Annotated in this window: 24 protein-coding genes; 16 read left to right on the forward strand and 8 right to left on the reverse strand. The window is 50.7% G+C overall.

The features are described from left to right. Positions 1–47: 47 nt before the first annotated feature. From odhB to HMPREF2675_RS05385, 7 genes are all read left to right on the forward strand, one after another. Entirely contained in the window at positions 48–1229 is a 1182-nt protein-coding gene (gene odhB / locus HMPREF2675_RS05355) for a 2-oxoglutarate dehydrogenase complex dihydrolipoyllysine-residue succinyltransferase (protein WP_070814310.1), read from the forward strand. A 259-nt stretch (positions 1230–1488) separates the two neighbouring features. After that, complete coding sequence (gene lpdA, locus HMPREF2675_RS05360; protein WP_002225317.1) at positions 1489–2922, forward strand: dihydrolipoyl dehydrogenase; 1434 nt, start codon at positions 1489–1491, stop codon at positions 2920–2922. A gap of 124 nt (positions 2923–3046) precedes the next feature. Beyond that, positions 3047–3334 carry a hypothetical protein gene (locus tag HMPREF2675_RS05365; protein WP_070814311.1) on the forward strand — a complete coding sequence of 96 codons (288 nt, stop codon included), beginning with the start codon at positions 3047–3049 and terminating at the stop codon, positions 3332–3334. A gap of 17 nt (positions 3335–3351) precedes the next feature. Next, the gene (gene sucC / locus HMPREF2675_RS05370; protein WP_314052182.1) at positions 3352–4572 is read left to right on the forward strand and encodes an ADP-forming succinate--CoA ligase subunit beta; all 1221 of its coding nucleotides are present in this window, start codon (positions 3352–3354) and stop codon (positions 4570–4572) included. A 10-nt stretch (positions 4573–4582) separates the two neighbouring features. After that, on the forward strand, positions 4583–5473 hold the full coding sequence (gene sucD, locus HMPREF2675_RS05375; protein WP_002221113.1) for a succinate--CoA ligase subunit alpha: 891 nt from the start codon (positions 4583–4585) through the stop codon (positions 5471–5473). A gap of 192 nt (positions 5474–5665) precedes the next feature. Next, on the forward strand, positions 5666–6100 hold the full coding sequence (locus HMPREF2675_RS05380; RefSeq protein ID WP_070814312.1) for an ElaB/YgaM/YqjD family protein: 435 nt from the start codon (positions 5666–5668) through the stop codon (positions 6098–6100). A gap of 109 nt (positions 6101–6209) precedes the next feature. Beyond that, a complete protein-coding gene (locus tag HMPREF2675_RS05385) occupies positions 6210–6617 on the forward strand; it encodes a phage holin family protein (RefSeq protein WP_070814313.1) in 408 nt (135 codons plus the stop codon). A gap of 173 nt (positions 6618–6790) precedes the next feature. Here HMPREF2675_RS05385 and HMPREF2675_RS05390 read toward each other — a convergent pair whose 3' ends face one another. Continuing rightward, positions 6791–7117 (reverse strand): hypothetical protein, encoded by a 327-nt coding sequence (locus HMPREF2675_RS05390; RefSeq protein ID WP_083323883.1) that lies wholly within the window; start codon positions 7115–7117, stop codon positions 6791–6793. Positions 7118–7454: 337 nt separating this feature from the next. Here HMPREF2675_RS05390 and HMPREF2675_RS05395 point away from each other — a divergent pair, with 337 nt between their 5' ends. Both HMPREF2675_RS05395 and HMPREF2675_RS05400 read left to right on the forward strand, forming a co-directional pair. After that, positions 7455–7721: a hypothetical protein gene (locus HMPREF2675_RS05395; RefSeq protein ID WP_070814314.1), complete on the forward strand. Its 267-nt coding sequence runs from the start codon at positions 7455–7457 to the stop codon at positions 7719–7721. 225 nt (positions 7722–7946) lie between these two features. Beyond that, positions 7947–8741 (forward strand): phosphatidylserine decarboxylase, encoded by a 795-nt coding sequence (locus HMPREF2675_RS05400; RefSeq protein WP_070814315.1) that lies wholly within the window; start codon positions 7947–7949, stop codon positions 8739–8741. Between the two features lie 84 nt (positions 8742–8825). On the opposite strand, the gene znuD is transcribed toward HMPREF2675_RS05400, so the two are convergent. The 3 genes from znuD to HMPREF2675_RS05415 all read right to left on the reverse strand — a co-directional run bounded on the left by znuD (position 8826) and on the right by HMPREF2675_RS05415 (position 13325). Continuing rightward, on the reverse strand, positions 8826–11114 hold the full coding sequence (gene znuD, locus HMPREF2675_RS05405) for a TonB-dependent zinc receptor ZnuD (RefSeq protein WP_070814316.1): 2289 nt from the start codon (positions 11112–11114) through the stop codon (positions 8826–8828). Positions 11115–11332: 218 nt separating this feature from the next. Then, positions 11333–11815, reverse strand: coding sequence for a cupin domain-containing protein (locus HMPREF2675_RS05410; RefSeq protein ID WP_070814317.1), 483 nt, complete (start codon positions 11813–11815; stop codon positions 11333–11335). A gap of 100 nt (positions 11816–11915) precedes the next feature. Then, complete coding sequence (locus tag HMPREF2675_RS05415) at positions 11916–13325, reverse strand: leucyl aminopeptidase (protein ID WP_070814318.1); 1410 nt, start codon at positions 13323–13325, stop codon at positions 11916–11918. Positions 13326–13483: 158 nt separating this feature from the next. Between HMPREF2675_RS05415 and lptF the strand changes: the two genes are divergently transcribed. The 4 genes from lptF (at position 13484) to hflX (ending at position 18211) form a co-directional block, all read left to right on the forward strand. Further along, entirely contained in the window at positions 13484–14599 is a 1116-nt protein-coding gene (gene lptF / locus HMPREF2675_RS05420) for an LPS export ABC transporter permease LptF (RefSeq protein WP_070814319.1), read from the forward strand. Then, positions 14596–15666, forward strand: a complete 1071-nt coding sequence (lptG, locus tag HMPREF2675_RS05425) for an LPS export ABC transporter permease LptG (RefSeq protein WP_070814320.1) — start codon at positions 14596–14598, stop codon at positions 15664–15666. The genes lptF and lptG overlap by 4 nt, the downstream gene beginning before the upstream one ends. A gap of 119 nt (positions 15667–15785) precedes the next feature. After that, on the forward strand, positions 15786–17006 hold the full coding sequence (locus HMPREF2675_RS05430; RefSeq protein ID WP_283127801.1) for a glycosyltransferase: 1221 nt from the start codon (positions 15786–15788) through the stop codon (positions 17004–17006). Positions 17007–17050: 44 nt separating this feature from the next. After that, positions 17051–18211 carry a GTPase HflX gene (gene hflX / locus HMPREF2675_RS05435; protein WP_070814321.1) on the forward strand — a complete coding sequence of 387 codons (1161 nt, stop codon included), beginning with the start codon at positions 17051–17053 and terminating at the stop codon, positions 18209–18211. 68 nt (positions 18212–18279) lie between these two features. Here the strand turns inward: hflX and HMPREF2675_RS11570 are convergent, their stop codons facing one another. After that, positions 18280–18405, reverse strand: coding sequence for a hypothetical protein (locus HMPREF2675_RS11570; RefSeq protein WP_003678791.1), 126 nt, complete (start codon positions 18403–18405; stop codon positions 18280–18282). A 361-nt stretch (positions 18406–18766) separates the two neighbouring features. Between HMPREF2675_RS11570 and HMPREF2675_RS05440 the strand changes: the two genes are divergently transcribed. Beyond that, a complete protein-coding gene (locus HMPREF2675_RS05440; RefSeq protein ID WP_070814482.1) occupies positions 18767–21253 on the forward strand; it encodes a heavy metal translocating P-type ATPase in 2487 nt (828 codons plus the stop codon). Between the two features lie 37 nt (positions 21254–21290). Continuing rightward, on the forward strand, positions 21291–21731 hold the full coding sequence (locus HMPREF2675_RS05445; protein WP_070608039.1) for a DNA polymerase III subunit chi: 441 nt from the start codon (positions 21291–21293) through the stop codon (positions 21729–21731). A gap of 87 nt (positions 21732–21818) precedes the next feature. Here HMPREF2675_RS05445 and HMPREF2675_RS05450 read toward each other — a convergent pair whose 3' ends face one another. The 3 genes from HMPREF2675_RS05450 to rph form a co-directional block, all read right to left on the reverse strand. Next, complete coding sequence (locus HMPREF2675_RS05450; RefSeq protein ID WP_070814322.1) at positions 21819–22469, reverse strand: hypothetical protein; 651 nt, start codon at positions 22467–22469, stop codon at positions 21819–21821. A 328-nt stretch (positions 22470–22797) separates the two neighbouring features. Next, positions 22798–24018 (reverse strand): aspartate kinase, encoded by a 1221-nt coding sequence (locus tag HMPREF2675_RS05455; RefSeq protein ID WP_070814323.1) that lies wholly within the window; start codon positions 24016–24018, stop codon positions 22798–22800. 171 nt (positions 24019–24189) lie between these two features. Further along, positions 24190–24918 (reverse strand): ribonuclease PH, encoded by a 729-nt coding sequence (gene rph / locus HMPREF2675_RS05460; protein WP_003686003.1) that lies wholly within the window; start codon positions 24916–24918, stop codon positions 24190–24192. A 138-nt stretch (positions 24919–25056) separates the two neighbouring features. Here rph and HMPREF2675_RS05465 point away from each other — a divergent pair, with 138 nt between their 5' ends. Continuing rightward, on the forward strand, positions 25057–25944 hold the full coding sequence (locus HMPREF2675_RS05465; protein ID WP_283127802.1) for a YicC/YloC family endoribonuclease: 888 nt from the start codon (positions 25057–25059) through the stop codon (positions 25942–25944). The last annotated feature ends 122 nt before the right edge of the window (positions 25945–26066 follow it).

Genomic DNA, 26066 nt, shown 5'->3' on the forward strand with positions numbered 1-26066 from the left:
TTAAAAACACACAACAGGCCGTCTGAAAGGGCCATTGGAGACACAAAATGATTATTGATGTAAAAGTACCTATGCTGTCTGAAAGCGTATCTGAAGGCACGCTCTTGGAATGGAAGAAAAAAGTTGGCGAAGCAGTTGCCCGTGACGAAATCCTGATCGATATCGAAACTGACAAAGTGGTTTTGGAAGTACCTTCTCCACAAGCCGGCGTATTGGTTGAAATCGTAGCGCAAGACGGTGAAACCGTTGTTGCCGACCAAGTTTTGGCGCGCATCGATACAGCTGCTACTGCCGCTGCTGAAGCCCCAGCCGCCGCGCCTGCCGAAGCAGCCCCAGCTGCCGCTCCTGCTGCTGCACAAAACAACGCCGCTATGCCTGCTGCCGCCAAACTGGCTGCCGAGACCGGTGTTGACGTGAACGCATTGCAAGGTTCTGGCCGTGACGGTCGCGTATTGAAAGAAGACGTACAAAATGCCGCTGCCAAACCTGCCGCAGCCGCTGCTCCTGCTGTTGCACTTTCTGCCGGCGCACGTCCTGAAGAACGCGTACCAATGAGCCGCCTGCGTGCCCGTGTTGCAGAACGCCTCTTGGCTTCTCAACAAGAAAACGCCATTTTGACTACATTCAACGAAGTCAACATGAAACCGATCATGGACTTGCGTGCGAAGTATAAAGATAAATTCGAGAAAGAACACGGCGTAAAACTGGGCTTTATGTCCTTCTTCGTTAAAGCCGCTGTTGCCGCCCTGAAAAAATACCCGGTTGTGAATGCTTCTGTTGACGGCAAAGACATCGTGTACCATGGCTACTTCGACATCGGTATCGCGATTGGCAGCCCACGCGGTTTGGTTGTACCAATCCTGCGCGATGCCGACCAAATGAGCATTGCTGACATCGAACAAGCAATTGTTGATTACGCGAAAAAAGCCAAAGACGGCAAAATCGCTATCGAAGATCTGACTGGCGGTACATTCAGTATTACCAACGGCGGTACTTTCGGTTCTATGATGTCCACCCCGATCATCAACCCGCCTCAATCTGCGATTTTGGGTATGCACGCCACTAAAGAGCGCGCCGTGGTTGAAAACGGTCAAGTTGTTGTCCGTCCAATGATGTACCTGGCTCTGTCTTACGACCACCGTATCATCGACGGCCGCGAAGCTGTACTGACCTTGGTAGCCATTAAAGACGCGTTGGAAGACCCAGCCCGCCTGTTGTTGGATCTGTAATCGTTTCAGACGGCCTTTTATTTATTAATGAAAAGGCCGTCTGAATTTTTATTTAGATGTAGCATAATGTAGTATCGTGCTACAATAGGCTCAACGAACGATTGAGGCCGTCTGAAACATTTGATTCGAATGAATCGACAGATATGGACTTTCAGACGGCCTTTTCTTAAAACCATCAAAACGCAGTCATTCAAAATAAAAAAGAAACAAAAAGTATCGTTTTTATTTTGAGATACTGCGAAAAGCAAAGGATGACACGATGTCTCAATATGATGTAGTAGTGATTGGTGCAGGCCCGGGCGGATACGTTGCCGCCATCCGTGCCGCGCAACTGGGTTTCAAAACCGCTTGCGTCGACGCAGGCGTTAACAAAGCAGGCAATGCCCCTGCATTGGGCGGTACTTGCTTGAACGTAGGCTGTATCCCTTCCAAAGCCCTGTTGCAATCCAGCGAACATTTCCACGCTGCGCAACACGAGTTTGCCGAACACGGTATCACTGTCGGCGACGTAAAATTCGACGCGGCCAAAATGATTGAGCGCAAAGATGCCATCGTGACCAAACTGACCGGCGGCGTGAAATTCCTGTTCCAAAAAAACAAAGTAACCAGCCTGTTCGGTACTGCTTCCTTTGCCGGTAAAAATGGCGATGCTTACCAAATCGAAGTCGATAACAAAGGCGAGAAAACCGTTATCGAAGCCAAACACGTCATCGTAGCCACCGGTTCCGTACCTCGTCCGTTGCCACAAGTCGCTATCGACAATGTGAACGTATTGGATAACGAAGGTGCATTGAACCTGACCGAAGTGCCTGCCAAACTCGGCGTGATTGGTTCCGGCGTGATTGGTTTGGAAATGGGTTCCGTATGGAACCGTGTGGGTGCAGAAGTTACCATTCTTGAAGCTGCGCCGACCTTCCTGGCTGCCGCCGACCAACAAATCGCCAAAGAAGCCTTCAAATACTTCACCAAAGAGCAAGGTTTGAGCATTGAATTGGGCGTGAAAATCGGCGACATCAAATCTGAAGGCAAAGGCGTTTCCGTTGCTTACGAAACTGCTGCCGGCGAAGCCAAAACCGAAGTATTCGACAAACTGATCGTTGCCATCGGCCGTATTCCAAACACCAAAGGCCTGAACGCCGAAGCCGTCGGTTTGGAAAAAGACGAACGCGGCTTTATCAAAGTGGACGGCGAATGCCGTACCAACCTGCCTAATGTATGGGCAATCGGTGACGTGGTTCGCGGCCCGATGTTGGCACACAAAGCCAGCGACGAAGGTGTTGCCGTTGCCGAGCGCATTGCCGGTCAAAAACCGCATATCGACTTCAACAACGTACCATTCGTGATTTACACCGACCCTGAAATCGCTTGGGTGGGTAAAACCGAAGAGCAGCTCAAAGCCGAAGGCGTGGAGTACAAAAAAGGTACTTCAGGTTTCGGTGCAAACGGTCGCGCATTGGCAATGGGCAAAGCCAAAGGTACGGTTAAAGTATTGGCAGATGCCAAAACCGACCGTATCTTGGGCGTACACATGATTGGCCCGGTTGTCAGCGAATTGGTTACCGAAGGCGTGACTGCGCTCGAATTCTTCGCCAGCAGCGAAGACATCGCCCGCATTATCCATGCCCACCCAACCTTGTCCGAAGTGGTTCACGAAGCTGCATTGGCGGCCGACAAACGCGCTTTGCACGGTTGATAGACATTAAGGCCGTCTGAAACTTTTCAGACGGCCTTAAGGCCTCCGACAAATTGAATGTTTCGAGAGCTTCGTTTTCTGATTTATAATTCCGTCAGACAAACAAACAGCATTTACATTCATTATGAACAAAGAAATAGTCGGTATTTTCTTTATACCGATGGGCATCATCAGCATGTGTATGGCCGCATTGTGGCAAATGTATGTGATGATGGCCGAAACTTATACGCTCAACCGTTTCAAAGATAAAGAATTGGTTTGGCGCGTGGCATTGTTGTTTATCAGTTTCAGCCTTGCCGTTTATCTGCTCTGCCCGAATTCGCGTAAAAAAGGCATTGTCTTTTTTATTCTCGGAGGAGGCGGCGCAACCATGTATCTGCTGGCGCGGATGTGGTTGCCCTTCAGTAAATAGTAGGGCCGTCTGAAAATATGGGATTGGCCGCAGGGCGATTCCTAAAACCCACTCACCTTAAGGAGAAATCCATGAATTTACACGAGTATCAGGCTAAAGAACTGCTGGCTAGCTACGGTTTGCCCGTACAAGGCGGTATTTTGGCACACAACGGCGAAGAAGCCGCTGCAGCTTACGACAAATTGGGCGGCAAATTCGCTGTTGTCAAAGCACAAGTACACGCCGGCGGCCGCGGTAAAGCGGGCGGCGTAAAAGTCGTTAAAAGCCGCGAAGAAGCTAAAGAAGTGGCTGAAAGCCTGATTGGCACCAACTTGGTAACTTACCAAACCGATGCCAACGGCCAACCTGTCAACAGCGTTTTGGTTTGCGAAGACATGTATCCTGTTCAAACCGAGCTGTACTTGGGCGCAGTGGTTGACCGTTCTACCCGCCGCATTACATTCATGGCTTCTACCGAAGGCGGCGTGGAAATTGAAAAAGTTGCTGCCGAAACTCCTGAAAAAATCTTCAAAGTAACCGTTGATCCGCTGGTCGGCCTGCAACCTTGCCAAGCTCGCGAAGTTGCGTTCCAACTGGGCTTGAAAGACAAACAAATCAACGAGTTCGTCAAACTGATGACCGGTGCGTACAAAGCGTTTGTCGACAACGACTTCGCACTGTTTGAAGTAAACCCATTGGCAGTTCGCGAAAACGGCGCACTGGCTTGCGTGGACGGCAAAATCGGCATCGACAGCAACGCGCTCTACCGCCTGCCAAAAATCGCTGAATTGCGCGACAAATCTCAAGAAAACGAACGTGAGCTGAAAGCTTCCGAATTCGACCTGAACTATGTTGCCTTGGAAGGTAACATCGGCTGTATGGTGAACGGTGCCGGTTTAGCGATGGCCACTATGGACATCATCAAACTCAAAGGCGGCCAACCTGCCAACTTCTTGGACGTTGGTGGCGGCGCAACTAAAGACCGCGTGGTTGAAGCGTTCAAACTGATTCTGGAAGACAAATCCGTTAAAGGCGTATTGATCAACATCTTCGGCGGTATCGTACGTTGCGACATGATTGCGGAAGCCATCGTGGCAGCCGTTAAAGAAATCAACGTCAACGTTCCTGTCGTTGTTCGTTTGGAAGGTAACAACGCCGAACTCGGCGCGAAAATCCTGAACGAATCAGGTCTGAAACTGACTTCTGCAGACGGCCTGAATGACGCAGCCGAAAAAATTGTTGCAGCCGTAAACGCCTAAGGAGAAAAGAATGAGCGTATTGATTAATAAAGACACCAAAGTATTGGTTCAAGGTTTCACCGGTAAAAACGGTACTTTCCACTCCGAACAAGCTCTGGCTTACGGCACTAAAGTTGTCGGCGGCGTTACCCCAGGCAAAGGCGGTCAAACCCACCTGAACCTGCCTGTATTCAACACCATGAAAGAAGCCGTTAAAGAAACCGGCGCGGACGCATCTGTAATTTACGTTCCCGCTCCGTTTGTTTTGGATTCTATCGTTGAAGCCGTTGATTCAGGCGTAGGCTTGGTCGTTGTGATTACCGAAGGCGTGCCTACTTTGGACATGCTCAAAGCCAAACGTTACTTGGAAACCAACGGCAACGGTACCCGCTTGGTCGGCCCAAACTGCCCGGGCGTGATTACTCCGGGTGAGTGCAAAATCGGTATTATGCCGGGCCACATCCACACTCCAGGCCGCATCGGTATTATTTCCCGTTCCGGTACATTGACTTACGAAGCTGTGGCACAAACCACCAAACTGGGCTTGGGTCAATCAACCTGTATCGGTATCGGCGGCGACCCGATTCCTGGTATGAACCAAATCGACGCACTGAAACTCTTCCAAGAAGACCCAGATACCGACGCCATCATCATGATTGGTGAAATCGGCGGTACTGCGGAAGAAGAAGCAGCCGAATACATCCAATCCAACGTAACCAAACCTGTTGTAGGTTACATCGCAGGTGTTACCGCTCCTAAAGGCAAACGTATGGGTCACGCCGGTGCGATTATCTCCGGTGGTAAAGGTACTGCCGAAGAAAAATTCGCCGCTTTCGAAAAAGCCGGTATCGCTTACACCCGCAGCCCTGCCGAGTTAGGCACTACCATGCTGGAAGTGTTGAAAGCAAAAGGTTTGGCATAAGACTTAAGTCTTTAAGCTGAATGGAAAAGGCCGTCTGAAGTTTTCAGACGGCCTTTTTTAAATTTCATCGGGTTGTTTTCATAATAAGCACTTAATTTTATTTAAATTAACGTTTATTTTGGAATAAACGGTTATAATTTATTAACAGATAAATATTCTGTAACCATATCAACCTATATCAAGGAGAAAAGCATGAAAAAACACGATTTTGAAGCACGTCGCGAGGCTTTGCTGAAAGACATCCGAGAAGTGATGGATGATGTGGAAGAGTTGTACCGCGACGGTGTGGAAGCCGGTTCGGAAGAGGGCGGCAAAGCCCGGGCCAAATTGGAAGAAAAATTGGCCGCGGCCAAAGAGCGTTTGAGCCGTTTTGAAGAAGAGGCCGGCGAACGTTTGCGCCATCATGCCGAGCGTGCGCGTGAGAAATACGAGCAGTTTGAAGAGGCGGCCCAGGAGCGTTTTAAAGAAGGCAAAGAGCGCTTTGCCGAATTTGAAGCCGATACGGGCGAGCGTTTGAAACGCGGTGCCAAACATGCTGATGAAGTGGTGCATGAAAAACCATATTATGCGATGGGTTTTGCCGCATTGGCCGGTTTGGTTGTCGGTGTGTTGTTGAACCGCCGTTAATGTGAATATGTTAAGGCCGTCTGAACAGGTGTACACATGAAATCATGGATTTCATTGCGCCGTACAGACGGCCTTAGCCTTATGTTTCCTGAGAAAAAGGATAATCGAGATGGGGATTCGCCAACGTTTTGAACATGGCAAGGCTTTGTTGAATCAGGGCGCGGATTTGCTGCTGCTGCGTTTGCAGGTGTTGAGCTTGGATTTGACGCGTCAGGCGGAGAATGTGTTCCGTTTGGCGGTTTGGCTGGTGTTGTCCGGCGCGCTGTTGATGGTGGGCTTGGTCGGTTTGCTGTTCGGCTTGAACCGCGTGTTGTCGGATGTGGCGGCGTTGTGGGTATTTTTTGGCATTTTCTTCGTGAGCCTGCTGATTATTGCCGTATTGTTCCGCAAAGTATCGGCGGACTATCGGGAGCAGGGCAGTCGTGTGGCTGAAACCTTGCAGGATATTCGGACGGACATTGCGTATTTGCGCGGTGAGATAGACAAGGGTGCGGACGATGAAGCAATAGGTGCATAGAGTTTTTTAAGAATATTAGAGCATGTTAATTTTATTGCAAATGCCGTTATAGATAGACATAAAAATATTCTCGTAGCTTTTAAGATACTCTTGAAACCTTAGTTAGGCACTTGCTATCTAATGATAAGGGATTGTCCTCGAATAATCAGTAAAGAGAGATTTGTTCTGGTTATCTATAGCAGGGTAGTTCCAGTAATATTAATTTGGGGATAGAGTTTTATCAGTATATGAAGGTTGTTAGAAAATTTAAATGATAGGCAATCACCATTTTCATCCAAATATAGCTCCGACAGATCTTCTAGATAAAGATCAATGACAATATAATCTTTTCTGTAAAACAAGAATCTGACAGAATTTACTGTCAGATCAAAGCTTAAAGTAACTCGTTCATCACCGTTAACAAACTTAACGGTCTGAATAACATCGTCTATTTCGCAATCAAACCCATAAATAGACATAAACTCATTACAATTTGGAATCACTAATTTAGCATTATTCATTCTGGTTCCCTCCTTTGAGTATTATGGTAGCAGAAGATCTCGAGTTGTTATTTCTTATTGGAAAAAGACTCTCAAATTTTTAACTTTTTAGGACAGTTACATCTTCTTTTGTTTAATCATTTTGTTTTCCTGAAAAGAGATAATTGAGATAACGTTGTTAAATCTGGTGGCTTTGAGGATATTTTTAGGTATTTTTATGAAGCTGTTGATTATACTGTATCATTTTAAACAGTATCGGCAGATTATCGGGAGCAGGGCAGCCGTGTGGCTGAAACCTTGCAGGATATTCGGACGGACATTGCGTATTTGCGCGGTGAGATAGACAAGGGGGCGGACGATGAAGCAACAGGAGTATGAAGAAGCGCGTGAGCTGCTGCTTTTGGAAGCCAAGCTGGTGCGGCTGCGGATTGAGGCGGAAAATTTGAAACTGCGTAAAGTGGAAGAACGGGAGGCGCGGCAGGCCGATCGTTTGATGATGTTGGCCGATGTGGCGTTTCAGTTGAGCCAAACGCGTTTGCTGTCTCAACGCGCTTTGTTTTCTACATCACGCCGGCGGCATTGGATTTGGTTGGTATTGGCGGTCGTGTTGGGCTTGTCGAGATAATCGAGGGTAGAGGGGTAGTCTAAACATTGTCTGCGGCGAGGTGTCGGATTGTGTGAGCCGCTTGTTTAGGACGCTGTGTTGTTGTGTTGCCGAGATTTAAACTTTATCTATGTTGAGTATTTTTTACAAAAGACACCGGCCGTCTGAACATTTCAGACGGCCTCAATGTTTGGAGTTTCAGATATAATGGCGGCAATTTTGAAATTATTAAATGAAGGATAAGTAATGAACCGTTTGTATCCCCACCCGATTATCGCCCGCGAGGGTTGGCCGATTATCGGCGGCGGTTTGGCTTTGAGCCTGCTGGTGTCGATGTGCTGCGGCTGGTGGTCTTTGCCGTTTTGGGTGTTTACCGTATTTGCCCTGCAGTTTTTCCGCGACCCTGCGCGTGAGATTCCGCAAAATCCTGAAGCGGTATTAAGCCCGGTTGACGGCCGTATCGTGGTGGTCGAGCGCGCACGCGATCCGTATCGTGATGTCGATGCTTTGAAAATCAGTATTTTTATGAACGTGTTCAACGTGCATTCGCAAAAATCGCCTGCCGATTGTACGGTAACGAAAGTGGTTTATAACAAAGGCAAATTCGTGAATGCGGATTTGGACAAGGCCAGTACGGAAAATGAACGTAACGCGGTGTTGGCGACTACGGCTTCAGGTCGTGAAATTACTTTTGTTCAAGTGGCCGGTTTGGTGGCGCGCCGTATTTTGTGCTACACCCAAGCCGGTGCGAAACTGTCCCGTGGCGAACGCTATGGCTTTATCCGCTTTGGTTCGCGCGTGGATATGTATCTGCCTGTCGATGCGCAGGCGCAAGTGGCGATTGGCGATAAAGTAACCGGCGTCAGCACTGTATTGGCGCGTTTGCCGCTGACTGCGCCGCAAACTGAATCTGAGCCTAAAGCCGCAGCTTCTCAAGCAGCCCCGGCTGAAACAGTGTCAGGTCAATCTACCGAACAGCAGCAAATCGAAGCGGCGGCGGCTAAGATTCAAGCGGCTGCGCAAGATGTGTTGAAAGATTAATAGTCAGTTTTAAATGATTGGTTAAAACAAGAAAAAGGTTTTCAGACGGCCGTCTGAAAACCTTTTTTGTTTATCTATCTGATTTTAAAACTTCACGTTCACACCGCCGGTAAAGCTGCGACCCATTTGCGGCGTATCAGAGAGGAAGCTGCTGTGGGCGTAAACGGACTGATTGAGCAGGTTGTCTGCTTTGACGTACCAATTCCACTCGCCATAGCGCGTATTGCGGCGGTAGTTTGCGCCGAGGTTGAGCATATGGTGTCCGGGTGTGCGCGTTTCGTAGTGGGCGAGTTTGTTTTGGGCGAACACGCGGTAGTAGTCCAAATTGACATCGATGCGGTCGTTCAGCGCGGCTTTCAGGTGGACGCCGAGGCGCGCAGCCGGAACGCGGGGTGCGTTTTGGTCGTCCTGCGCGATGAAAGGACGGTTGCCGTAGGCATCTTCCCTGCCGGGCAGCGATGGCAGGTTTTTCAGACGGCCTCGTACATAGTCGCCGGAAACGCCGATGCGGTAGCGCGGTGTCGGTTTGAAGTAGATTTCGCCTTCCGCGCCGTAGAAGTCGGCGCCGGATTGGTTATAGCGTACGAGCTTCATTTCGCTGTCGTCTTCGATGGATTTGGGGCCGCGTCCGTCGTTTAGGGTTTGGGCGTAGATGTAGTTGCCGAAGCGGTTGCGGTAGAGTGCCAGATTGTATTGCCAGCGATCGCCTTCGTAGCCCAGCGCGAGTTCGATGTTGTTGGAACGCTCTTTGTTGAGGTGTTTGTTGCCGACTTCAAAGGTATTGGTGGCGACGTGTTTGCCGTGCGCGTACAGCTCTTGCGTTGACGGCAGGCGTTCCTGATGCGAGGCGGTCAGGCTGAGTTTATGGTGTGGCGTGAAATACCAGTTGCCCGAAAGTGCGAACGAGCGGGCGGTTTGGCGGTGTGCGCCGAGGTCGGGCAGGGGCTGGTTGTAGTAGTTTTCCCGATCAATCAATGCTTTGTCGTATTGGATGGAGGCTTTTTGTTTTTCCACGCGTACGCCGCCTTCAAGCGAGAAGTTGTCCCAGTTTGCCTGTTCTACACCGAAAAAGCTGTAATGGTGTACATTGTTGTCAATCAACATCGGTTGTTGGACGGTTTCGGGAATGGCGGAGAGCGCGCTGGATTTTTGTCCCAAATATTGCACGCCCCAACTGCCCCTCAGACGGCCTATGGGTTGGTGGCGCAACTCGATACGGGCGTTGTGTGTTTTGTTGTTGAAGAAGTTTTCTACTGCATCGCCTGCTTTTTCGTTGTGGTGGTAGTCATTGCGGTTCAGGTGTACGCGCAGGGCTTCGAAACCGGGGAATGGTTGCTTCCATTCGGCGCGGAGTTCGTAGCGTTTGTTGCGCAGGTCTATCCACGGTTTGCCGTTGTGGACATGGGCGTGTGCATTATCGTCGTCATGAAAGCCGCAGCTCAAGCCCGGGTTGTCGTAATCGATGTCTTCTTCGGTCAGCAGGTGCGGATAAAGCTGCAAATAGCGTTTGTTAATCAAACTCTTCTGCCAGATGATGTCGGCGTGGCAGTCGTCGTAGAGATGGCTGTGGGCAGGCAGGCCGTAGCGGTCGCGACGGTCGCTGTACGCCACGCCGAGGAAACCTTTCTCGCCCACCCAAGACAGGCCGATGCTGCCGGTTTTTGAATCGGCATGGCTGTCGGGCAGGCGTTTCAGACGGCCTTCTTCTTTTTGATAGCGCGGTACGGCGTAATCGCCTGATTTGCGGTACAAGCCTTCGGTATGCAGCACGAAGTGGTTGCCCAAGCCGATATTGATGCCTGCGGATGTCAGTTTTTCCAAATTGCCGCTGCTCAAACGCAATCCGGCTTCGCCCGATACGCCGTTTTCAGGCATTTTTTCGGGGATTTTTCCATCGGCAACATCGACCAAACCGGCCACATTGCCCGAGCTGTACAAGAGCGTAACCGGGCCGCGCAGGATTTCGACCTGTTGCGACAAGGCGCTGTCCACCATCAGGGCATGGTCGGGCGAGAAGTCTGCCATATCGCCCGTTTCGCCGTGATGGTTCAACACTTTAATCCGTCTGCCTGTTTGACCGCGTATCACAGGCGCGGACGCGCCGCCGCCGTATTGCGAGGCATGAATGCCCGGTACGCCGTCCAAAGCATCGCCCAAGTTGACGGCTTTTTGGCGCAAGGTATCGCCGCTGATGATTTTGTCGGAGGCGGTCGAAGCATGCAGCAGCCCCGACGTTGCACGCGGACGGCTTTTACCGACGACGGTAACTGCTTCCAAGTCAACCGACTGCTCGGTTTCATGCGCTTGGGAGAGAATAGGGGTGCTGATTAAAAGAATAGATAAAACAATGGGTTTGAGTGTGGTTTGTGTCATTTTAGTTTCTCATCATATTTCGAAAGGCTGTTATTATATAACATTTCATTATTAATATGATAAGATTTTTGAGAAAAAAGGCCGTCTGAAAACGAAGCGTGGTTTTCAGACGGCCTTTGGCTTGTATGCAGGTTTAAATGAAAACGGAACAATCTTTCTGCTGCCTGGTTTGGGTAAGGCAGAAAGTCACGGCAGATAGTTTGCTTTCATTGAAAGCATTACTTGGTTTCGGCGGCTTTAGCGCCAGCGGTCTCGGCAATCAAATCTAAGAATACCAGCGGCTTTTTGCCGATATTTTTGAGCGCATGGGACTGGCCGGGGCGGGCGATGGTAATGTCTCCTGCGCCGACTTCGGTTTGTTTGCCTTCGCTGTCGGTAAACAGGCCTTTGCCGGATACGATGATGTAAACGTCTTCATTGCCGGTATGTTTGTGTTGGCCGATGGAAGCACCCGGCGGTAATGTGAGCCAGCCGATTTCTTTGAATGCGTCTTGGTCGGCGGTTTGATGGCGCGTGAAGGCAAAGCTGCCGAGCAAGGGACCTTGGCCTCCGGCTGCGTTTTCGCGGTTCCATTCTGACAAGTCGGCTTTTTTGTACACTTGGATGCTGCGGTCGGTGGGGGTGGTTTGTTCGGCAGCTTGAGCGTTTAGAGATGTGCCGAGCAGAAGGGCGACAGATAATGCGGCAAATAGTGGTTTCATGGTGGTTCTCCGTTTGTCAGGTTGAGTCAGATAATGCGGATTCCGTTTTCAGACGGCCTGCGGGGTTGAAACGATTAACCCCGCAGGCTTCCCTCAAGATTTATTTCACGTTGCGCAGATAGTTCAACAATAATGGAACAGGGCGGCCGGTCGCGCCTTTTTCACCGCCGGATTTCCATGCGGTACCTGCGATGTCGAGGTGCGCCCACGGGTAGTCTTCGGTGAAGTAAGACAGGAAGGTGGCGGCGGTAATCGTGCCTGCACCCGGCGTGCCGATGTTGGGAATGTCGGCAAAGTTGGATTTGAGTTGGTCTTTGTAGGTTTCAAAGAGCGGCAGTTGCCATGCTTTGTCGTCCACGTTGCGGGAAGCGGCCAGCAGGCTGTCGACCAAATCTTGATTGTTGCCCATTACACCGCTGACGTCATGACCCAAGGCGATGATGCACGCGCCGGTCAGGGTGGCGACGTCGATAACGGCTTTAGGTTTGAACTGTTCGGCGTAAGTCAATGCGTCGCACAAAATCAGACGGCCTTCGGCATCGGTGTTCAACACTTCGATGGTCAAGCCTTTCATGCTTTTTACGACGTCCCCCGGTTTGTTGGCCGCGCCGGAAGGCATGTTTTCACAAGTGGCGACGATGGCAATCAGGTTGATCGGCAGTTGCAGTTTGACGGCGGCGCAGAAGGTACTGATGACGGTTGCCGCGCCGCACATGTCGAACTTCATTTCGTCCATGTTCAGGCCGGGTTTGAGGGAGATGCCGCCGGTGTCGAAGGTAATGCCTTTGCCGACCAATACCACAGGCGCGGCTTCTTTGTCGGCCGCGCCGTAGTAGCTCAGTTCGACCAAATATGGATCCTCAACGCTGCCTTTGGCGACAGACCAGAACGAACCCATGTTTTCTTTGATGTAGTCTTTTTCAATGATTTTGGCGTGTGCACCCAATTTTTCGGCTTCGGCTTTGGCGGTACGCGCGAGGAATTCAGGCGTGCACTCGTTTGGTGCGGCATTGCCCAAATCGCGGCAGAGGCTTTGTCCGTAAACTTGCGCTTCGGCAACGCGCAGGGCTTCTTTGACGGCGGCTTCGTGTGCGCTGTGGAACACGGCTTCTGCAAATTTGGCCGGTTTGGCTTCTTTTTTATAGCGGTCGAAACGGTAGGCGGCGTTGCCGAACGCGATGGCAAAAGCTTCGGCAACGGCGGCGGCTTGCGCTTCTTCAAAGGCATGAACGTCCACATTGACCGTTTCTTGATTTTGCGCCCATTTGGCGGCTTCGGCGGCGGCTTTGTTCAATGCGGCGCGGTCGGTTTTTTCGAGGCGGGCGACGGCAATGGCTTGCAAACCGTTGTCCGTCGGGATTTTGGTGTCGGCGAAATTTTGACCTTCTTCAAGGGAAGCGAAGAGGGCGAGGGCAGTCGGGTTGCTCAGTTGCGATGCTTCGGCGCAGACAAATAATTGCGCACCTGCTTGTTGAGCCTGCAAAGTTTCGGCTTTTGTGCTAAATTTCACGTTTATTCTCCTGATTGGAACGGTTGTCGGTTATTCAGACGGCCTGTTGACCAACCGTCCGAACAGATGAAAATCATTGTACTCCATTTGTGTCATGCCGTCTGAAGCCTTATGAATAAATATGGGTTTCCCATAAACCGTAGACCACGCTCAATCTTATGATTTACCAAAGAAACTTTATTAAAGAACTTTCCTTTACCGCCGTCGGCATCTTTGTCGTCCTCTTGGCGGTATTGGTGTCCACGCAGGCGATCAACCTGCTTGGCCGCGCAGCCGACGGGCGTGTCGCCATCGATGCCGTGTTGGCATTGGTCGGCTTCTGGGTCATCGGCATGACGCCGCTTTTGCTGGTGTTGACCGCATTTATCAGTACGTTGACCGTATTGACCCGCTACTGGCGCGACAGCGAGATGTCGGTTTGGCTCTCCTGCGGATTGGCATTGAAACAATGGATACGCCCGGTCATGCAGTTTGCCGTGCCGTTTGCCATTTTGATTGCCGTCATGCAGCTTTGGGTGATGCCGTGGGCAGAGTTGCGCAGCCGCGAATATGCTGAAATTTTGAAGCAGAAGCAGGAATTGTCTTTGGTGGAAGCCGGCGAGTTCAATAACTTGGGCAAGCGCAACGGCAGGGTTTATTTTGTCGAAACCTTCGATACCGAATCCGGCATCATGAAAAACCTGTTCCTGCGCGAGCAGGATAAAAACGGCAACGACAACATCGTTTTTGCCAAAGAGGGCAATTTTTCGCTGACCGACAACAAACGCACGCTTGAATTGCGCGACGGCTACCGTTACAGCGGTACGCCCGGCAAAGCCGATTACAACCGCGTTTCTTTCCAACACCTCAGCCTGATTATCAGCACCACGCCCAAACTTATCGACCCTGTTTCACATCGCCGTACCATTCCGACCGCACAACTGATTGGCAGCAGCAATCCCCAACACCAGGCGGAATTGATGTGGCGTATTTCCTTGACTGTCAGCGTTTTGTTACTGTGCCTGCTTGCTGTGCCGCTTTCCTATTTCAATCCACGCAGCGGCCATACCTACAATATCCTGATTGCCATCGGTTTGTTTTTGGTTTACCAAAACGGGCTGACCTTCCTGCGCAACGCCGTGGAAGACGGTAAAATCCATTTCTGGCTCGGACTGCTGCCTATGCACATCATCATGTTCATGATTGCCGTCGTCCTGCTGCGCGTGCGCAGTATGCCTAGCCAACCCTTCTGGCAGGCGGTTGGCAAAAGTCTGACATTGAAAGGCGGAAAATGAACCTGATTTCACGTTACATCATCCGTCAAATGGCGGTTATGGCAGTTTACGCCCTCCTTGCCTTCCTCGCTTTGTACAGCTTTTTTGAAATCATCAACGAAGTCGGCGATCTTGGAAAAGGCAGCTATAACGGCGCAAAATTGGGGCAGTATGTTTTAATGCAGATGCCTGCGCGCGCGTATGAACTGATGCCGCTTGCCGTTTTGATCGGCGGCCTGATTTCCCTCAGCCAACTGGCTTCCGGCAGCGAGCTGACCGTTATCAAAGCCAGCGGCATGAGCACCAAAAAGCTGCTGTTGATTCTGTCGCAGTTCGGTTTGATTTTCGCCATTGCCACCGTCGCGCTCGGCGAGTGGGTTGCCCCCACGCTGAGCCAAAAAGCCGAAAACATCAAAGCCGCCGCTATCAACGGCAAAATCAGTACCGGCAATACCGGCCTTTGGCTGAAAGAAAAAAACAGCATCATCAACGTGCGCGAAATGCTGCCCGACCATACGCTTTTGGGCATCAAAATTTGGGAGCGCAATGATAAAAACGAACTGACCCAAGCGGCAGAAGCCGAATCCGCCGTTTTGAATCCCGACGGCAGCTGGCAGCTGAAAAATATCCGCCGCAGCATATTGGGCGAAGATAAAGTCGAGGTTTCCACTGCCGCCGAAGAAAACTGGCCGATTTCCGTCAAACGCAACCTGATGGATGTATTGCTCGTCAAGCCCGACCAAATGTCTGTCGGCGAATTGACTACCTACATCGACCATCTGGAAAAAAACAACCAAAATACCCAAGTCTATGCCATCGCATGGTGGCGCAAGCTGGTGTATCCCGTTGCCGCATGGGTGATGGCGCTTGTTGCCTTCGCCTTTACGCCGCAAACGACGCGCCACGGCAATATGGGCTTGAAACTCTTCGGCGGTATCTGTCTCGGTTTGCTGTTCCACTTTGCCGGACGGCTCTTCAGCTTTACCAGCCAGTTGTACGGCGTGCCGCCGTTTTTGGCCGGCGCATTGCCGACGGTTTTGTTTGCACTGTTGGCGGTGTATCTGATACGCCGTCAGGAAAAAAGATAAGGCAAAATAAACTTCAGGCCGTCTGAAAGGCAATCTTCAGACGGCCTGAGTATTTTGTGTGCAAAAAACAAAATGCTAAAGTAAAATAATACCTTTCCAAACCAATACGGCTATTGAAAATGTCCCAAACCATCTGCTTGAATATGATTGTCAAAAACGAAGCGGCAATCATCGAAGAAACACTGGCCAACATCACCGACCACATCAAACTTGACTACTATGTCATCAGCGACACCGGCTCGACCGATGATACCGCCGGCGTGATCCGCCGCTTTTTCGATGCAAAGGGCATCGCAGGCGAGATTCATCATGATGGTTGGCAAAATTTTGCATACAACCGCAATCAGGCTTTGAAACACGCAAAAGACAAAACCGATTACGTGTTGATTTTTGATGCGGACGACCGCTTTGAAGGCAAATTGGAATTACCCGAACTGACCGCCGACCGCTACCGCCTCCGCATGAGAAATGCCATGGGCAGCGTGGTTTATTACCGTCCGCTGTTGTTGCGCAATGACGGTACATTCTACTGGCGCGGCGTGTTGCATGAGTTTATCGAAACCGACAAACAAGATACCAGCGAAGCCACGCTTCATGGCGACTATATGGTTCTCAGTGGCCGTTTCGGCGCGCGCAGCAATATGGCGAACAAATACCTGCTTGACGCCGTTTCTTTGGAAAAAGCGTTTTACAGCCCTGAAGATGAAGACCTGAAACCGCGTTACGCCTTTTATGCGGCGCGCTCTTATTGGGACTCCGATATGCCCGAGCGCGCGAGCGAATGGTTTAAAAAACGCATCGAGTTGGGCGGTTGGGTCGAAGAAGTAACGGTTTCTTACCAACAGCTGGGCGAGTGCTACAAATTAATGGGCAAACGCGATGAAGCTTTGGCGACTTGGCTGGCAGGATACGATTACAACCCGCGCCGTGCCGAGTGTCTCTACCTTGCTCAAACCATGCTGCGTCAGGAAGGGAAATACCGCATTTCCCATGCGATCGGCCTGATGGCGAAACGTATCCCGTTCCCAACAGACGATATTCTTTTTGTCCAAAGCAATGTTTATCAGTTGGACATCGACTATGAATTGTCGGTTACCGCCTATGCGGCCGGCGATTTGCGCCAAGGCTATGAGTCTTGCCGACACTTGCTCTTGCTGAATGTACGCGAGGCATTGACCACGGTGACCATGCAAAATATGTGGCTCTACCGCGAACACGCGCAAATCGAAACGCGCGAAGTATTGGAACAGCTGGTGGCCGTCATGCAGCCTTATGCCGCGCAGGGCGGACGTTTGGCGGAAGTGACCGAATATTTTGCCGATATTTTGAAAAACCGTTAATCAGGACTTTGACCCAGCCGTCAGGCCGTCTGAAAGGAAATTTTTTGAGCAAGCGCAATCTGTTTTCCGTCGATAAATCTTTGGAACAGCCCGAACGCGTCCTCTTGGTCGGCGTGATGCTGACGGCGGACTATTCCGGCGCAAACGAAACGCGCGAGCGCGGCTTTCAGACGGCCTTGACCGAAGCGGCAGAATTGGTGGACGCGGCAGGCGGCGATTTGGTTTCTATTGAAACTTCACGCCGCGACAAACCGCATCCGGCTTTGTTTGTCGGTACGGGCAAGGCGGAAGAGTTGGCGGCAGTGGTCAAACAGCATGATGTCGGGCTGGTTGTGTTCAACCACGAACTCACGCCGACACAAGAGCGTAATCTGGAAAAAGAGCTTCAATGCCGCGTCCTCGACAGAGTGGGTTTGATTTTGGCGATTTTTGCCAAACGCGCCCAATCGCAGGAAGGTAAGTTGCAGGTGGAGCTGGCTCAGTTGAACCATTTGAGCGGACGGCTGGTGCGCGGTTATGGACATTTACAAAGTCAGAAGGGCGGTATCGGCTTGAAAGGGCCGGGCGAAACCCAGTTGGAAACCGACCGCCGTTTAATCGGACAAAAAATCACGGCATTGAAAAAACAGCTTGCCGATGTCCGCAAACAACGCGCCACACGCCGCAAATCGCGCATGAGCGGCCGCCTGAAAACTTTTGCCATTGTCGGCTATACCAATGCCGGAAAATCCAGCCTGTTCAACCGCTTGACTAAAGCAGACGTATTGGCGAAAGACCAGTTGTTCGCCACTTTGGATACTACTGCGCGTCGGCTTTTCCTGTCGCACGAGGCGAGCGTGATTTTGACCGATACCGTCGGTTTCGTCCGCGATTTGCCGCACAAGCTGGTGTCGGCGTTTTCCGCTACTTTGGAAGAGACGGCGATGGCGGATGTATTGCTGCACGTCGTTGATGCGTCCAATCCCGATTTTGAACGGCAGATGGACGATGTCAACGAAGTCTTGGAAGAAATCGGCGCGCATGAAATTCCGCAATTGGTGGTGTACAACAAAATCGATTTGCTGCCGTCGGGTATACGTGAAGCAGGCATTTTGCGCGACAATTCCGGGCATGCCGTCGGCGTGAATGTTTCCGTTGCCGAAAGTTTGGGTTTGGACGGTTTGCGCGAAGCGATGATTGAATTGACCGCACAGCCAAGTGATTGATAGTATGGAATGAAACAAGGCCGTCTGAATGTTCAGACGGCCTTACCGTAAAATTTTAAATCCGAGGATTATGCCGACAGAGGGCTTTTCTTTTTGAACACGCTTTCGTAAAGCATCCAAGCGGCGAGGCTCAGGTATACGGTGCTGGACAAAATGCCGATAACGGCGAAGATAGGCATAAGGCGATCAATCATGGTGAGGTTTCCCAATAAGTTAGTTTTATAAGTAAATGTGTGTTTTTTTATTTCCGTCTTCGCGGAATGCCTAAAGTATGCTGCTTAAATGGATTGAGGTCAATAAAAAATGTATTTGAATTTTTAAAAAAGTTCCATTTTTACATTAAAATAATTGGAAGTTTTTAAAGATAAACGGTATTTATATGTTACCGTTCATCATCTGATAAACGGTCAATACTTTGTTTTCCATGTTTTTTATAAAATCCGACAGCCTGTTAATTCAAAATTGAATGAAATGAGGCGGAAAAACGCTTTTTGCTAAAATGTAACACCCTGGGACGGTTGTTTCAGGCCGTCTGAAAAATAAATCGAACACATGATGACATCTCCCACACATCCCAAAAAAAACTGTTTCCATTGCGGACTTGAAGTCCCCGAGCATCTGCATCTGACGGTTCGTTTTGAAGACGAAGAACACGAAACCTGCTGCGCCGGCTGCCAAGCGGTGGCGCAGAGCATTATTGATGCCGGTTTGGGCAATTATTACAAACAGCGTACCGCAGACGCGGAAAAATCCGAATTGCCGCCGCCGGAAGTGTTGTCGCAATTAAAGCTGTACGATTTGCCCGAAGTGCAGGCGGATTTTGTCGAGGTAGGCGTTGGGGATGAGCGCGAGGCGGTGTTGATGCTGGGTGGTATTACCTGCGCCGCGTGTGTGTGGCTGATTGAACAGCAGTTGTTGCGTATGAAGGGCGTGGTGCGCGTGGATTTGAATTACAGCACCCACCGTTGTCGCGTGGTGTGGGACAGCGCCTACATCGAATTGTCGGATATTTTGCTGAAAATTCGCCAAACCGGTTATACCGCCGCGCCTTATGATGCGCAAAAAATCGAAGTGCAGGCGCAGAAGGAACGCAAACAGTTTATCGTCAGATTGGCCGTGGCCGGTCTGGGTATGATGCAGACGATGATGTTTGCCCTGCCGACTTATTTTTACGGCGGCGACATCGAGCCGCTTTATTTGGAAATCCTGCATTGGGGCGGTTTTTTGATGGTGTTGCCCGTTGTGTTTTACAGCGCGTTGCCGTTTTACCGCGGCGCATGGCGTGATTGGAAAAACCGCCGTGTCGGCATGGATACGCCGATTGCCATTGCCATTGTGATGACCTTTATCGCCGGTATTTACAGCTTGGCCACCAACGCAGGGCAGGGCATGTATTTTGAATCCATCGCCATGCTGCTGTTTTTCCTGTTGGGCGGGCGTTTTATGGAACAGATTGCCCGACGCAAAGCAGGCGATGCGGCGGAGCGGTTGGTTAAATTGGTTCCGGCATTCTGCCACCGCTTGCCTGCTTATCCTGAAAGTGATGCCATCGAGGAAGCCGCAGTCGTCCGCCTCAATATCGGCGATACGATTGTTGTGAAGCCCGGCGAAGTCATTCCGGTGGACGGTACGGTTTTGTCCGGCGAGAGTGAGGTTAACGAAGCCATGTTGACCGGCGAAAGCCTGCCCATTGTGAAAAGGCCGTCTGAAAAAGTAACTGCCGGTACGCTTAACACCAGCAGTCCTTTAATCATCCGCACCGACCATACCGGCGGTAACACGCGCCTGTCCCATATCGTCAAACTGCTCGACCGTGCGTTGGCGCAAAAACCGCGTGCCGCCGAGTTGGCCGAGAAATACGCGTCCAGTTTTGTGTTTGGCGAGCTCTTGCTTGCGATTCCCGTTTTTATCGGCTGGGCTTGGTATGCAGATGCACACACCGCCTTGTGGATTACCGTTGCCCTGCTGGTCATTACCTGCCCGTGTGCCTTGTCGCTTGCCACGCCGACCGCGCTGGCTGCTTCTACCGGCGCACTTGCCAAAGACGGCATTCTCATCAGCGGCAAACAAAGCTTGGAAACGCTTGCCCAAATTGACGATATCGTGTTCGATAAAACCGGTACGCTGACCAAAGGACAGCTTTCCGTCAGCCGTATGTTGTCCTCAGGCCGTCTGAACGAAGTCCAAGCCCTTGCTATCGCCCAAGCATTGGAACAGCAATCCGAACACCCCATCGCCCGTGCCATTTTGAACCATACGCTTTCAGACGGCCCTGTATCCGCGCTTGATGTGAAAGTGCAGCAACGGGTCAACCGTATCGGACACGGTGTCAGCGCGCAAATCGAATTTGATGGCGAAACCCAAGTTTGGGCTTTGGGCAAAGCGGCGTTTGTTTCGGAAATTGCCGGTCATCTGCCCGAAACATTTGCCCATATCGACCACACAGGCGGCATTATTTTCTTGGGCAATCAAAGCGGTTTTCAGACGGCCTTTTTGCTGGAAGACCAAATCAAAGACAGCGCCGCTGAAATGTTGCAAAACCTGAAACAAAATGGCATCCGTTTACACCTTTTAAGCGGCGACCGTCAGGCTGCCGTAGCCCAAGTCGCGGAAGAGCTGGGTTTGGATGCCTATCGTGCCGAAGCCACGCCTGAAGACAAACTGGCTTATGTAGAAAATCTGCAAAAACAAGGACGTAAAGTCATGATGATTGGCGACGGTATCAACGATGCCCCCGTCCTTGCCCAAGCCGACGTATCGGCAGCCGTGGCCACGAGTGCCGATGTAGCGCGCGATGGTGCCGATGTGGTTTTGCTCAATGATGATTTGAACGTTTTGCCCGTGATGATGGAACAGGCTCGCCGCACCCATCAAATCATCCGCCAAAATCTGACTTGGGCGAGTGCATACAATCTGGTTGCCGTTCCGCTGGCCGTATTTGGTTACGTTACCCCGTGGATCGCCGCGCTCGGCATGAGTTTCAGTTCGCTGCTGGTGTTGGGCAATGCCTTGAGATTGTTGAAAACCAAAAAGGCCGTCTGAAAACGGCCAATCCATTGCTCAAATGAAAGAATACGCCATGCCTAAAGCCACTTTTTATACACACGTCGCCCAGCCGGCAGCCTTTGCATGCCGCCTGATTGCGCGCGCCATACGCGATGGCGGGCAGATTTTGGTGTGGTCTGATTCTGCTGCGGCAGTACAGCAACTAGACGTTGATTTGTGGCAGCAGATTCCCGAAAGCTTTATTCCGCATGAAGTCTGGCTGCCTACCGACCCCATGCCGTCTGAAACTCCGGTATTGCTTGCGTTTGGAAACGCATTGCCGAATATTCCGCAAGATTGCACGGTTTTAAACCTGTCTGCCGATTTTTGGAGCCAAGCACCGGCGATTCCAAACCGTATCCTTGAGATTGTGGGTAACAGCTTGGAAGATTTGGCCGAAGCCCGAGACCGTTTCCGAGCTTATCGTCAGAGCGGATTTGAGATTGAGCATTTTTCGAGGGAAGGGAAGGATTGAGTGTTGAAAATATTCAAGGCCGTCTGAATATAAACAAAGGGACATTTTGATGATGTCCCTTTCTGCTATTTATTGGAAACAATAGGCTTATTGGGAATATTTCTTGCCTAAGGCTGTGGCAGCCTTTTCTACTTCCTGATTGGCTGCACGCAGGGTTTCTTGCAATTTTTGGGATTTTTCTTGGAAATCATTGGCAAATTTGAGCGAATCTTTATCTTTGCCGTTGATAGTCAGCTCAGAAGCATGTTTGCCTGCATAAATCATCATGTTGTTGGCAGCACTGCTGACTTGTAATGCACGATCCAGAACTGCTTTGATTTCAGGATCTTTGATATCGAGGGCAGCTGCGCTCTGATGGAATTGTTCCAGTGCGGCAGTCAGTTTGTTCATCTGCTCCAAAGCTTCTTTTTCTTTATTTTGGTTAGCCAAGTTTTGCAATTCTAGGCCTAGCTGAGTAATTTTTTGAGCTTCTTCACCGGTTGTGAAGTGAATGAATTTTTGCAATTCGGCAAGACCATCTGGAGATTTTTTATCGGAAATGACGATAGGTTCGGCCAGTTTAGGATCTGCTTCCGGGAATTCACTCAGGGCTTTTTCGTATTTGTTGGCCGGGCTAGATTCGCTTTGGGCAACTTGTTCTGCCGGTTTGTCGCTGCTGCCTTTATTGCCGGAGTCGCCGCAGGCTGCCAGTAGGGAAGCGGACAAGATCAGCATACCGAATTTGTTTAATACGTTCATATTAGGATTCCTTCTTAAGTTAGGGGAAACGGGAAAATTTGTTTTTATTGATGAGTGTAGATAATTATTTGTACTTTTGTTCTATTTTATTACAAATTTGTTTATTTTTCATAAATTAGGTTAAGTGGTATGTTTTTGGAATTAAACGGCAAAGATGGATGGTCGTAAAATATTGAACATATAATGAAATTAACAAGGGTAATAAGGTTGGCTATGCTGTTTTGAACTAAAGTAGATTTTTTTATTAAGATATTGTTGGTTGATGCAATAGGAATCAAAAGGCCGTCTGAAACAATAAAGTTTCAGACGGCCTTTTGATTGGCTGGAATTAGTTGCCCAAGTCGAATGCTTTATGCAGAACGCGGGTGGCCAGTTCCATGTATTTTTCGTCAATCAAGACGGATACTTTGATTTCGGAAGTTGAAATCATTTGGATGTTGATGCCTTCTTCTGCGAGGGTGCGGAAGATTTTGGCGGCTACGCCGACGTGTGAACGCATGCCCAAGCCGACTGCGGAGACTTTGCATACGGTGTCGTCGCCGTCGATGTAGGCTGCGCCGATGCTGTCTTGACGTTGTTGCAGGATTTCGATGGTTTGCTTGTAGTCGCTGCGCGGTACGGTGAAGGAGAAGTCGGTTGTGCCTTCGCTGCCGACATTTTGGATGATCATGTCGACTTCGATGTTGGCATCGGCAACTGCGCCGAGGATTTGGTAGGCAACGCCGGGTTTGTCGGGTACGCCGCGTACGTTGATGCGGGCTTGGTTTTTGTCGAATGCGATACCGGTTACGGCTGCTCTTTCCATGTTGTCGTCCTCTTCAAAGGTAATCAGGGTGCCGTCGCCGCCTTCTTGCAGGCTGCTGAGTACGCGCAGGCGTACTTTGTATTTTCCGGCGAATTCTACGGAGCGGATTTGTAAAACTTTTGAACCGAGGCTGGCCAATTCGATCATTTCTTCGAATGTGATCGTGTCCATGCGGCGCGCTTCGGGTACGACGCGCGGGTCGGTGGTGTAAACACCGTCCACGTCGGTGTAAATTTGGCATTCGTCGGCTTTGAGGGCTGCGGCGATGGCAACGGCAGAGGTGTCCGAACCGCCGCGGCCGAGGGTTGAGATATTGCCTTCGCTGCTGATGCCTTGGAAACCGGCTACGATAACGACTTTACCGGCGGCCAAATCGGTACGCATTCTTTCGTCGTCGATGTTTTCGATGCGGGCTTTGGTGTGGGAAGTGTCGGTTTGGAGGGCAACTTGCCAGCCAGTGTAGCTTTTGGCGTCAACGCCGATGTCTTTCAGCGCCATGGCCAGCAGGCCGATGGTCACTTGTTCGCCGGTAGCGAGAACGACGTCGAGTTCGCGCGGATCGGGATGCTCTTGCATTTCGTGCGCCAGTGCGACCAGTCGGTTGGTTTCGCCGCTCATGGCGGATACGACGACTACGATGTCGTGTCCTTCGGCGCGGGCTTTGGCGACACGTTTGGCTACGTTTTTGATGCGTTCGGGCGAGCCTACTGATGTGCCGCCGTATTTATGTACGATTAACGCCATGTTTCGTGCTTTCTTGTGGGGTTTGTCGGGCAGCTTGGTTTGCTGGAAAAAGGGTTATTATTACTATTTTTTACATGAAATTCAAGGATGGGAGGCGCTTTTTTGAGTAAATACGCATAAAGGGGTTTGGTTAAAAAAGGCCGTCTGAAAGTTTTCAGACGGCCTTGCTGATTATCGGGCTAAAAGGGCAGCCTGCTGGTGTTGCACCAATTCGGCAATGCCTTTATGCGCGAGGGCAATCAGTTTGCCCAATTCTTCGATGCTAAACGGCGCGCCTTCGGCCGTACCTTGGATTTCGATGATTTTGCCGGACGCGGTCATGATGATGTTAACGTCGCTGTCGCAGCCTGAATCTTCGGGATAGTCCAAGTCCAAAAGCGGTACACCGCCCACCACACCGGCGGAAACGGCGGCAACGGCTTCACGGATGGGGTTTTCGCTGATAAGGCCGTCTGAAAGGAGTTTGTCCACGGCGATTTGCAGAGCAACGTAGGCGCCGGTAATGGAGGCGGTACGCGTGCCGCCGTCGGCTTGGATGACGTCGCAGTCAATCAGGATTTGGCGTTCGCCGAGTTTTTCCATATCGACGACGGCGCGCAGCGAGCGGCCGATCAGGCGTTGGATTTCTTGTGTGCGGCCTGACTGTTTGCCTGCGGCGGCTTCGCGGCGCATACGGGAGGCGGTGGAAGCCGGCAACATGCCGTATTCGGCCGTTACCCAGCCTTGTTCTTTGCCGCGCAAAAACGGTGGGACATTTTCGTCGATGGAGGCAGTGCAAATCACTTTGGTGTTGCCGCACTCAATAAGGCAGGAGCCGTCGGCGTGTGGCAGGAAATTGGGGGTGATTTTAATGTTGCGCAGGCTGTCGGCGGCGCGGCCGGTGCGAGTGTAGTCGCTCATGATGGTCCTTTGGGGAGAATAAAAAACAGGTTGCCTTGAATTATAGAGGAATTTGGCAGCAAAGGCCGTCTGAAAATCGTCGGTCGGGTGTGTTATAGTGTCCATACTTTCACTCGTATTTGGAAACGGAGTAAAACCATGACTACAAGACAAACTATTCAAATCCACAGCATGACCGGCTTTGCCAATGCCGCAGGCGAATGCGGCGGCAAGCGAATTAATTTGGAAATCCGCGCGGTCAACCATCGTTATTTGGATGTCCAATTCCGTATGCCGGAAGAGTTGCGCTATTTGGAAGGCGCATTGCGCGAACAGATTGCCGCGGCTGTGGCGCGCGGTAAACTGGAGTGCCGCGTTCAGCTGCAAGATGCGGCTTCTGGTGGGCAGACTTTGGAAGTCAATCAGGATTTGGTCGCACAGCTGGCGCATTTGAACAAAGAATGGCGCAAGGAACACAATTTCGGCAAGCTAAGCGTGGCTGACGTTTTGCGTTTCCCCGGCGTTTTGGCAGGTCAGAGCGAAGACTCTGAGGCCTTGGCGAAAGGTGTTAAAGATTTATTGACCGGCGCGTTGAAAGAGTTTACAGCCGCCCGCAAACGCGAGGGCAAAAAACTGGGCGAACATTTGCTGCAACGTCTGACCGCTATGGAAGAGATTGTGGACGCTTTGAATGAGCTGTTCCCAAGCCTGCTGCAGGCGCATATGGACAAAGTCAAAGCCCGTTTGGCAGAAGCCGTCGGCAACATCGACAACGACCGCTTGCAACAGGAATTTGCTTTGTTTATTCAAAAATCCGATGTGGATGAAGAATTCAGCCGTTTGCGCACCCATATCGCCGAAGTACGCCGCATCATTACCGAAGGTAAGGGCAGCGCAGGCAAACGCTTGGATTTCCTGATGCAAGAGTTGAATCGTGAAGCCAATACCTTGGGCAGCAAAGCCATCGCCGCCGAATGTACGCAAGCGTCGGTAGAACTGAAAGTCTTGATCGAGCAAATGCGCGAACAGGTTCAAAATATCGAATAAATCGATGATGAACGGATAGGATAAGGCCGTCTGAAAAGGTTTCAGACGGCCTTTGTGTTGATATAGGGTGGAATCGTTGTGGTGTGTTTTTATAGTGGATTAACTTTAAACCAGTACGGCGT

Origin of the sequence: Neisseria sp. HMSC061H08 (assembly GCF_001836795.1) — a bacterium.
Taxonomy (GTDB): domain Bacteria; phylum Pseudomonadota; class Gammaproteobacteria; order Burkholderiales; family Neisseriaceae; genus Neisseria; species Neisseria subflava_A.

What these genes read in the sequence shown, in the direction of transcription:
- HMPREF2675_RS11570 (WP_003678791.1), bottom strand. Translation starts at nt 18,405, where the DNA reads ATGATTGATCGCCTTATGCCTATCTTCGCCGTTATCGGCATTTTGTCC.
- HMPREF2675_RS05445 (WP_070608039.1), top strand. Translation starts at nt 21,291, where the DNA reads ATGCCTAAAGCCACTTTTTATACACACGTCGCCCAGCCGGCAGCCTTT.
- sucC (WP_314052182.1), top strand. Translation starts at nt 3,352, where the DNA reads ATGGGATTGGCCGCAGGGCGATTCCTAAAACCCACTCACCTTAAGGAG.
- HMPREF2675_RS05450 (WP_070814322.1), bottom strand. Translation starts at nt 22,469, where the DNA reads ATGAACGTATTAAACAAATTCGGTATGCTGATCTTGTCCGCTTCCCTA.
- lptF (WP_070814319.1), top strand. Translation starts at nt 13,484, where the DNA reads ATGATTTACCAAAGAAACTTTATTAAAGAACTTTCCTTTACCGCCGTC.
- HMPREF2675_RS05390 (WP_083323883.1), bottom strand. Translation starts at nt 7,117, where the DNA reads ATGAATAATGCTAAATTAGTGATTCCAAATTGTAATGAGTTTATGTCT.
- HMPREF2675_RS05365 (WP_070814311.1), top strand. Translation starts at nt 3,047, where the DNA reads ATGAACAAAGAAATAGTCGGTATTTTCTTTATACCGATGGGCATCATC.
- lptG (WP_070814320.1), top strand. Translation starts at nt 14,596, where the DNA reads ATGAACCTGATTTCACGTTACATCATCCGTCAAATGGCGGTTATGGCA.
- HMPREF2675_RS05440 (WP_070814482.1), top strand. Translation starts at nt 18,767, where the DNA reads ATGACATCTCCCACACATCCCAAAAAAAACTGTTTCCATTGCGGACTT.
- HMPREF2675_RS05380 (WP_070814312.1), top strand. Translation starts at nt 5,666, where the DNA reads ATGAAAAAACACGATTTTGAAGCACGTCGCGAGGCTTTGCTGAAAGAC.
- rph (WP_003686003.1), bottom strand. Translation starts at nt 24,918, where the DNA reads ATGAGCGACTACACTCGCACCGGCCGCGCCGCCGACAGCCTGCGCAAC.
- HMPREF2675_RS05465 (WP_283127802.1), top strand. Translation starts at nt 25,057, where the DNA reads ATGACTACAAGACAAACTATTCAAATCCACAGCATGACCGGCTTTGCC.
- znuD (WP_070814316.1), bottom strand. Translation starts at nt 11,114, where the DNA reads ATGACACAAACCACACTCAAACCCATTGTTTTATCTATTCTTTTAATC.
- HMPREF2675_RS05430 (WP_283127801.1), top strand. Translation starts at nt 15,786, where the DNA reads ATGTCCCAAACCATCTGCTTGAATATGATTGTCAAAAACGAAGCGGCA.
- HMPREF2675_RS05410 (WP_070814317.1), bottom strand. Translation starts at nt 11,815, where the DNA reads ATGAAACCACTATTTGCCGCATTATCTGTCGCCCTTCTGCTCGGCACA.
- HMPREF2675_RS05395 (WP_070814314.1), top strand. Translation starts at nt 7,455, where the DNA reads ATGAAGCAACAGGAGTATGAAGAAGCGCGTGAGCTGCTGCTTTTGGAA.
- lpdA (WP_002225317.1), top strand. Translation starts at nt 1,489, where the DNA reads ATGTCTCAATATGATGTAGTAGTGATTGGTGCAGGCCCGGGCGGATAC.
- HMPREF2675_RS05385 (WP_070814313.1), top strand. Translation starts at nt 6,210, where the DNA reads ATGGGGATTCGCCAACGTTTTGAACATGGCAAGGCTTTGTTGAATCAG.
- sucD (WP_002221113.1), top strand. Translation starts at nt 4,583, where the DNA reads ATGAGCGTATTGATTAATAAAGACACCAAAGTATTGGTTCAAGGTTTC.
- HMPREF2675_RS05400 (WP_070814315.1), top strand. Translation starts at nt 7,947, where the DNA reads ATGAACCGTTTGTATCCCCACCCGATTATCGCCCGCGAGGGTTGGCCG.
- odhB (WP_070814310.1), top strand. Translation starts at nt 48, where the DNA reads ATGATTATTGATGTAAAAGTACCTATGCTGTCTGAAAGCGTATCTGAA.
- HMPREF2675_RS05455 (WP_070814323.1), bottom strand. Translation starts at nt 24,018, where the DNA reads ATGGCGTTAATCGTACATAAATACGGCGGCACATCAGTAGGCTCGCCC.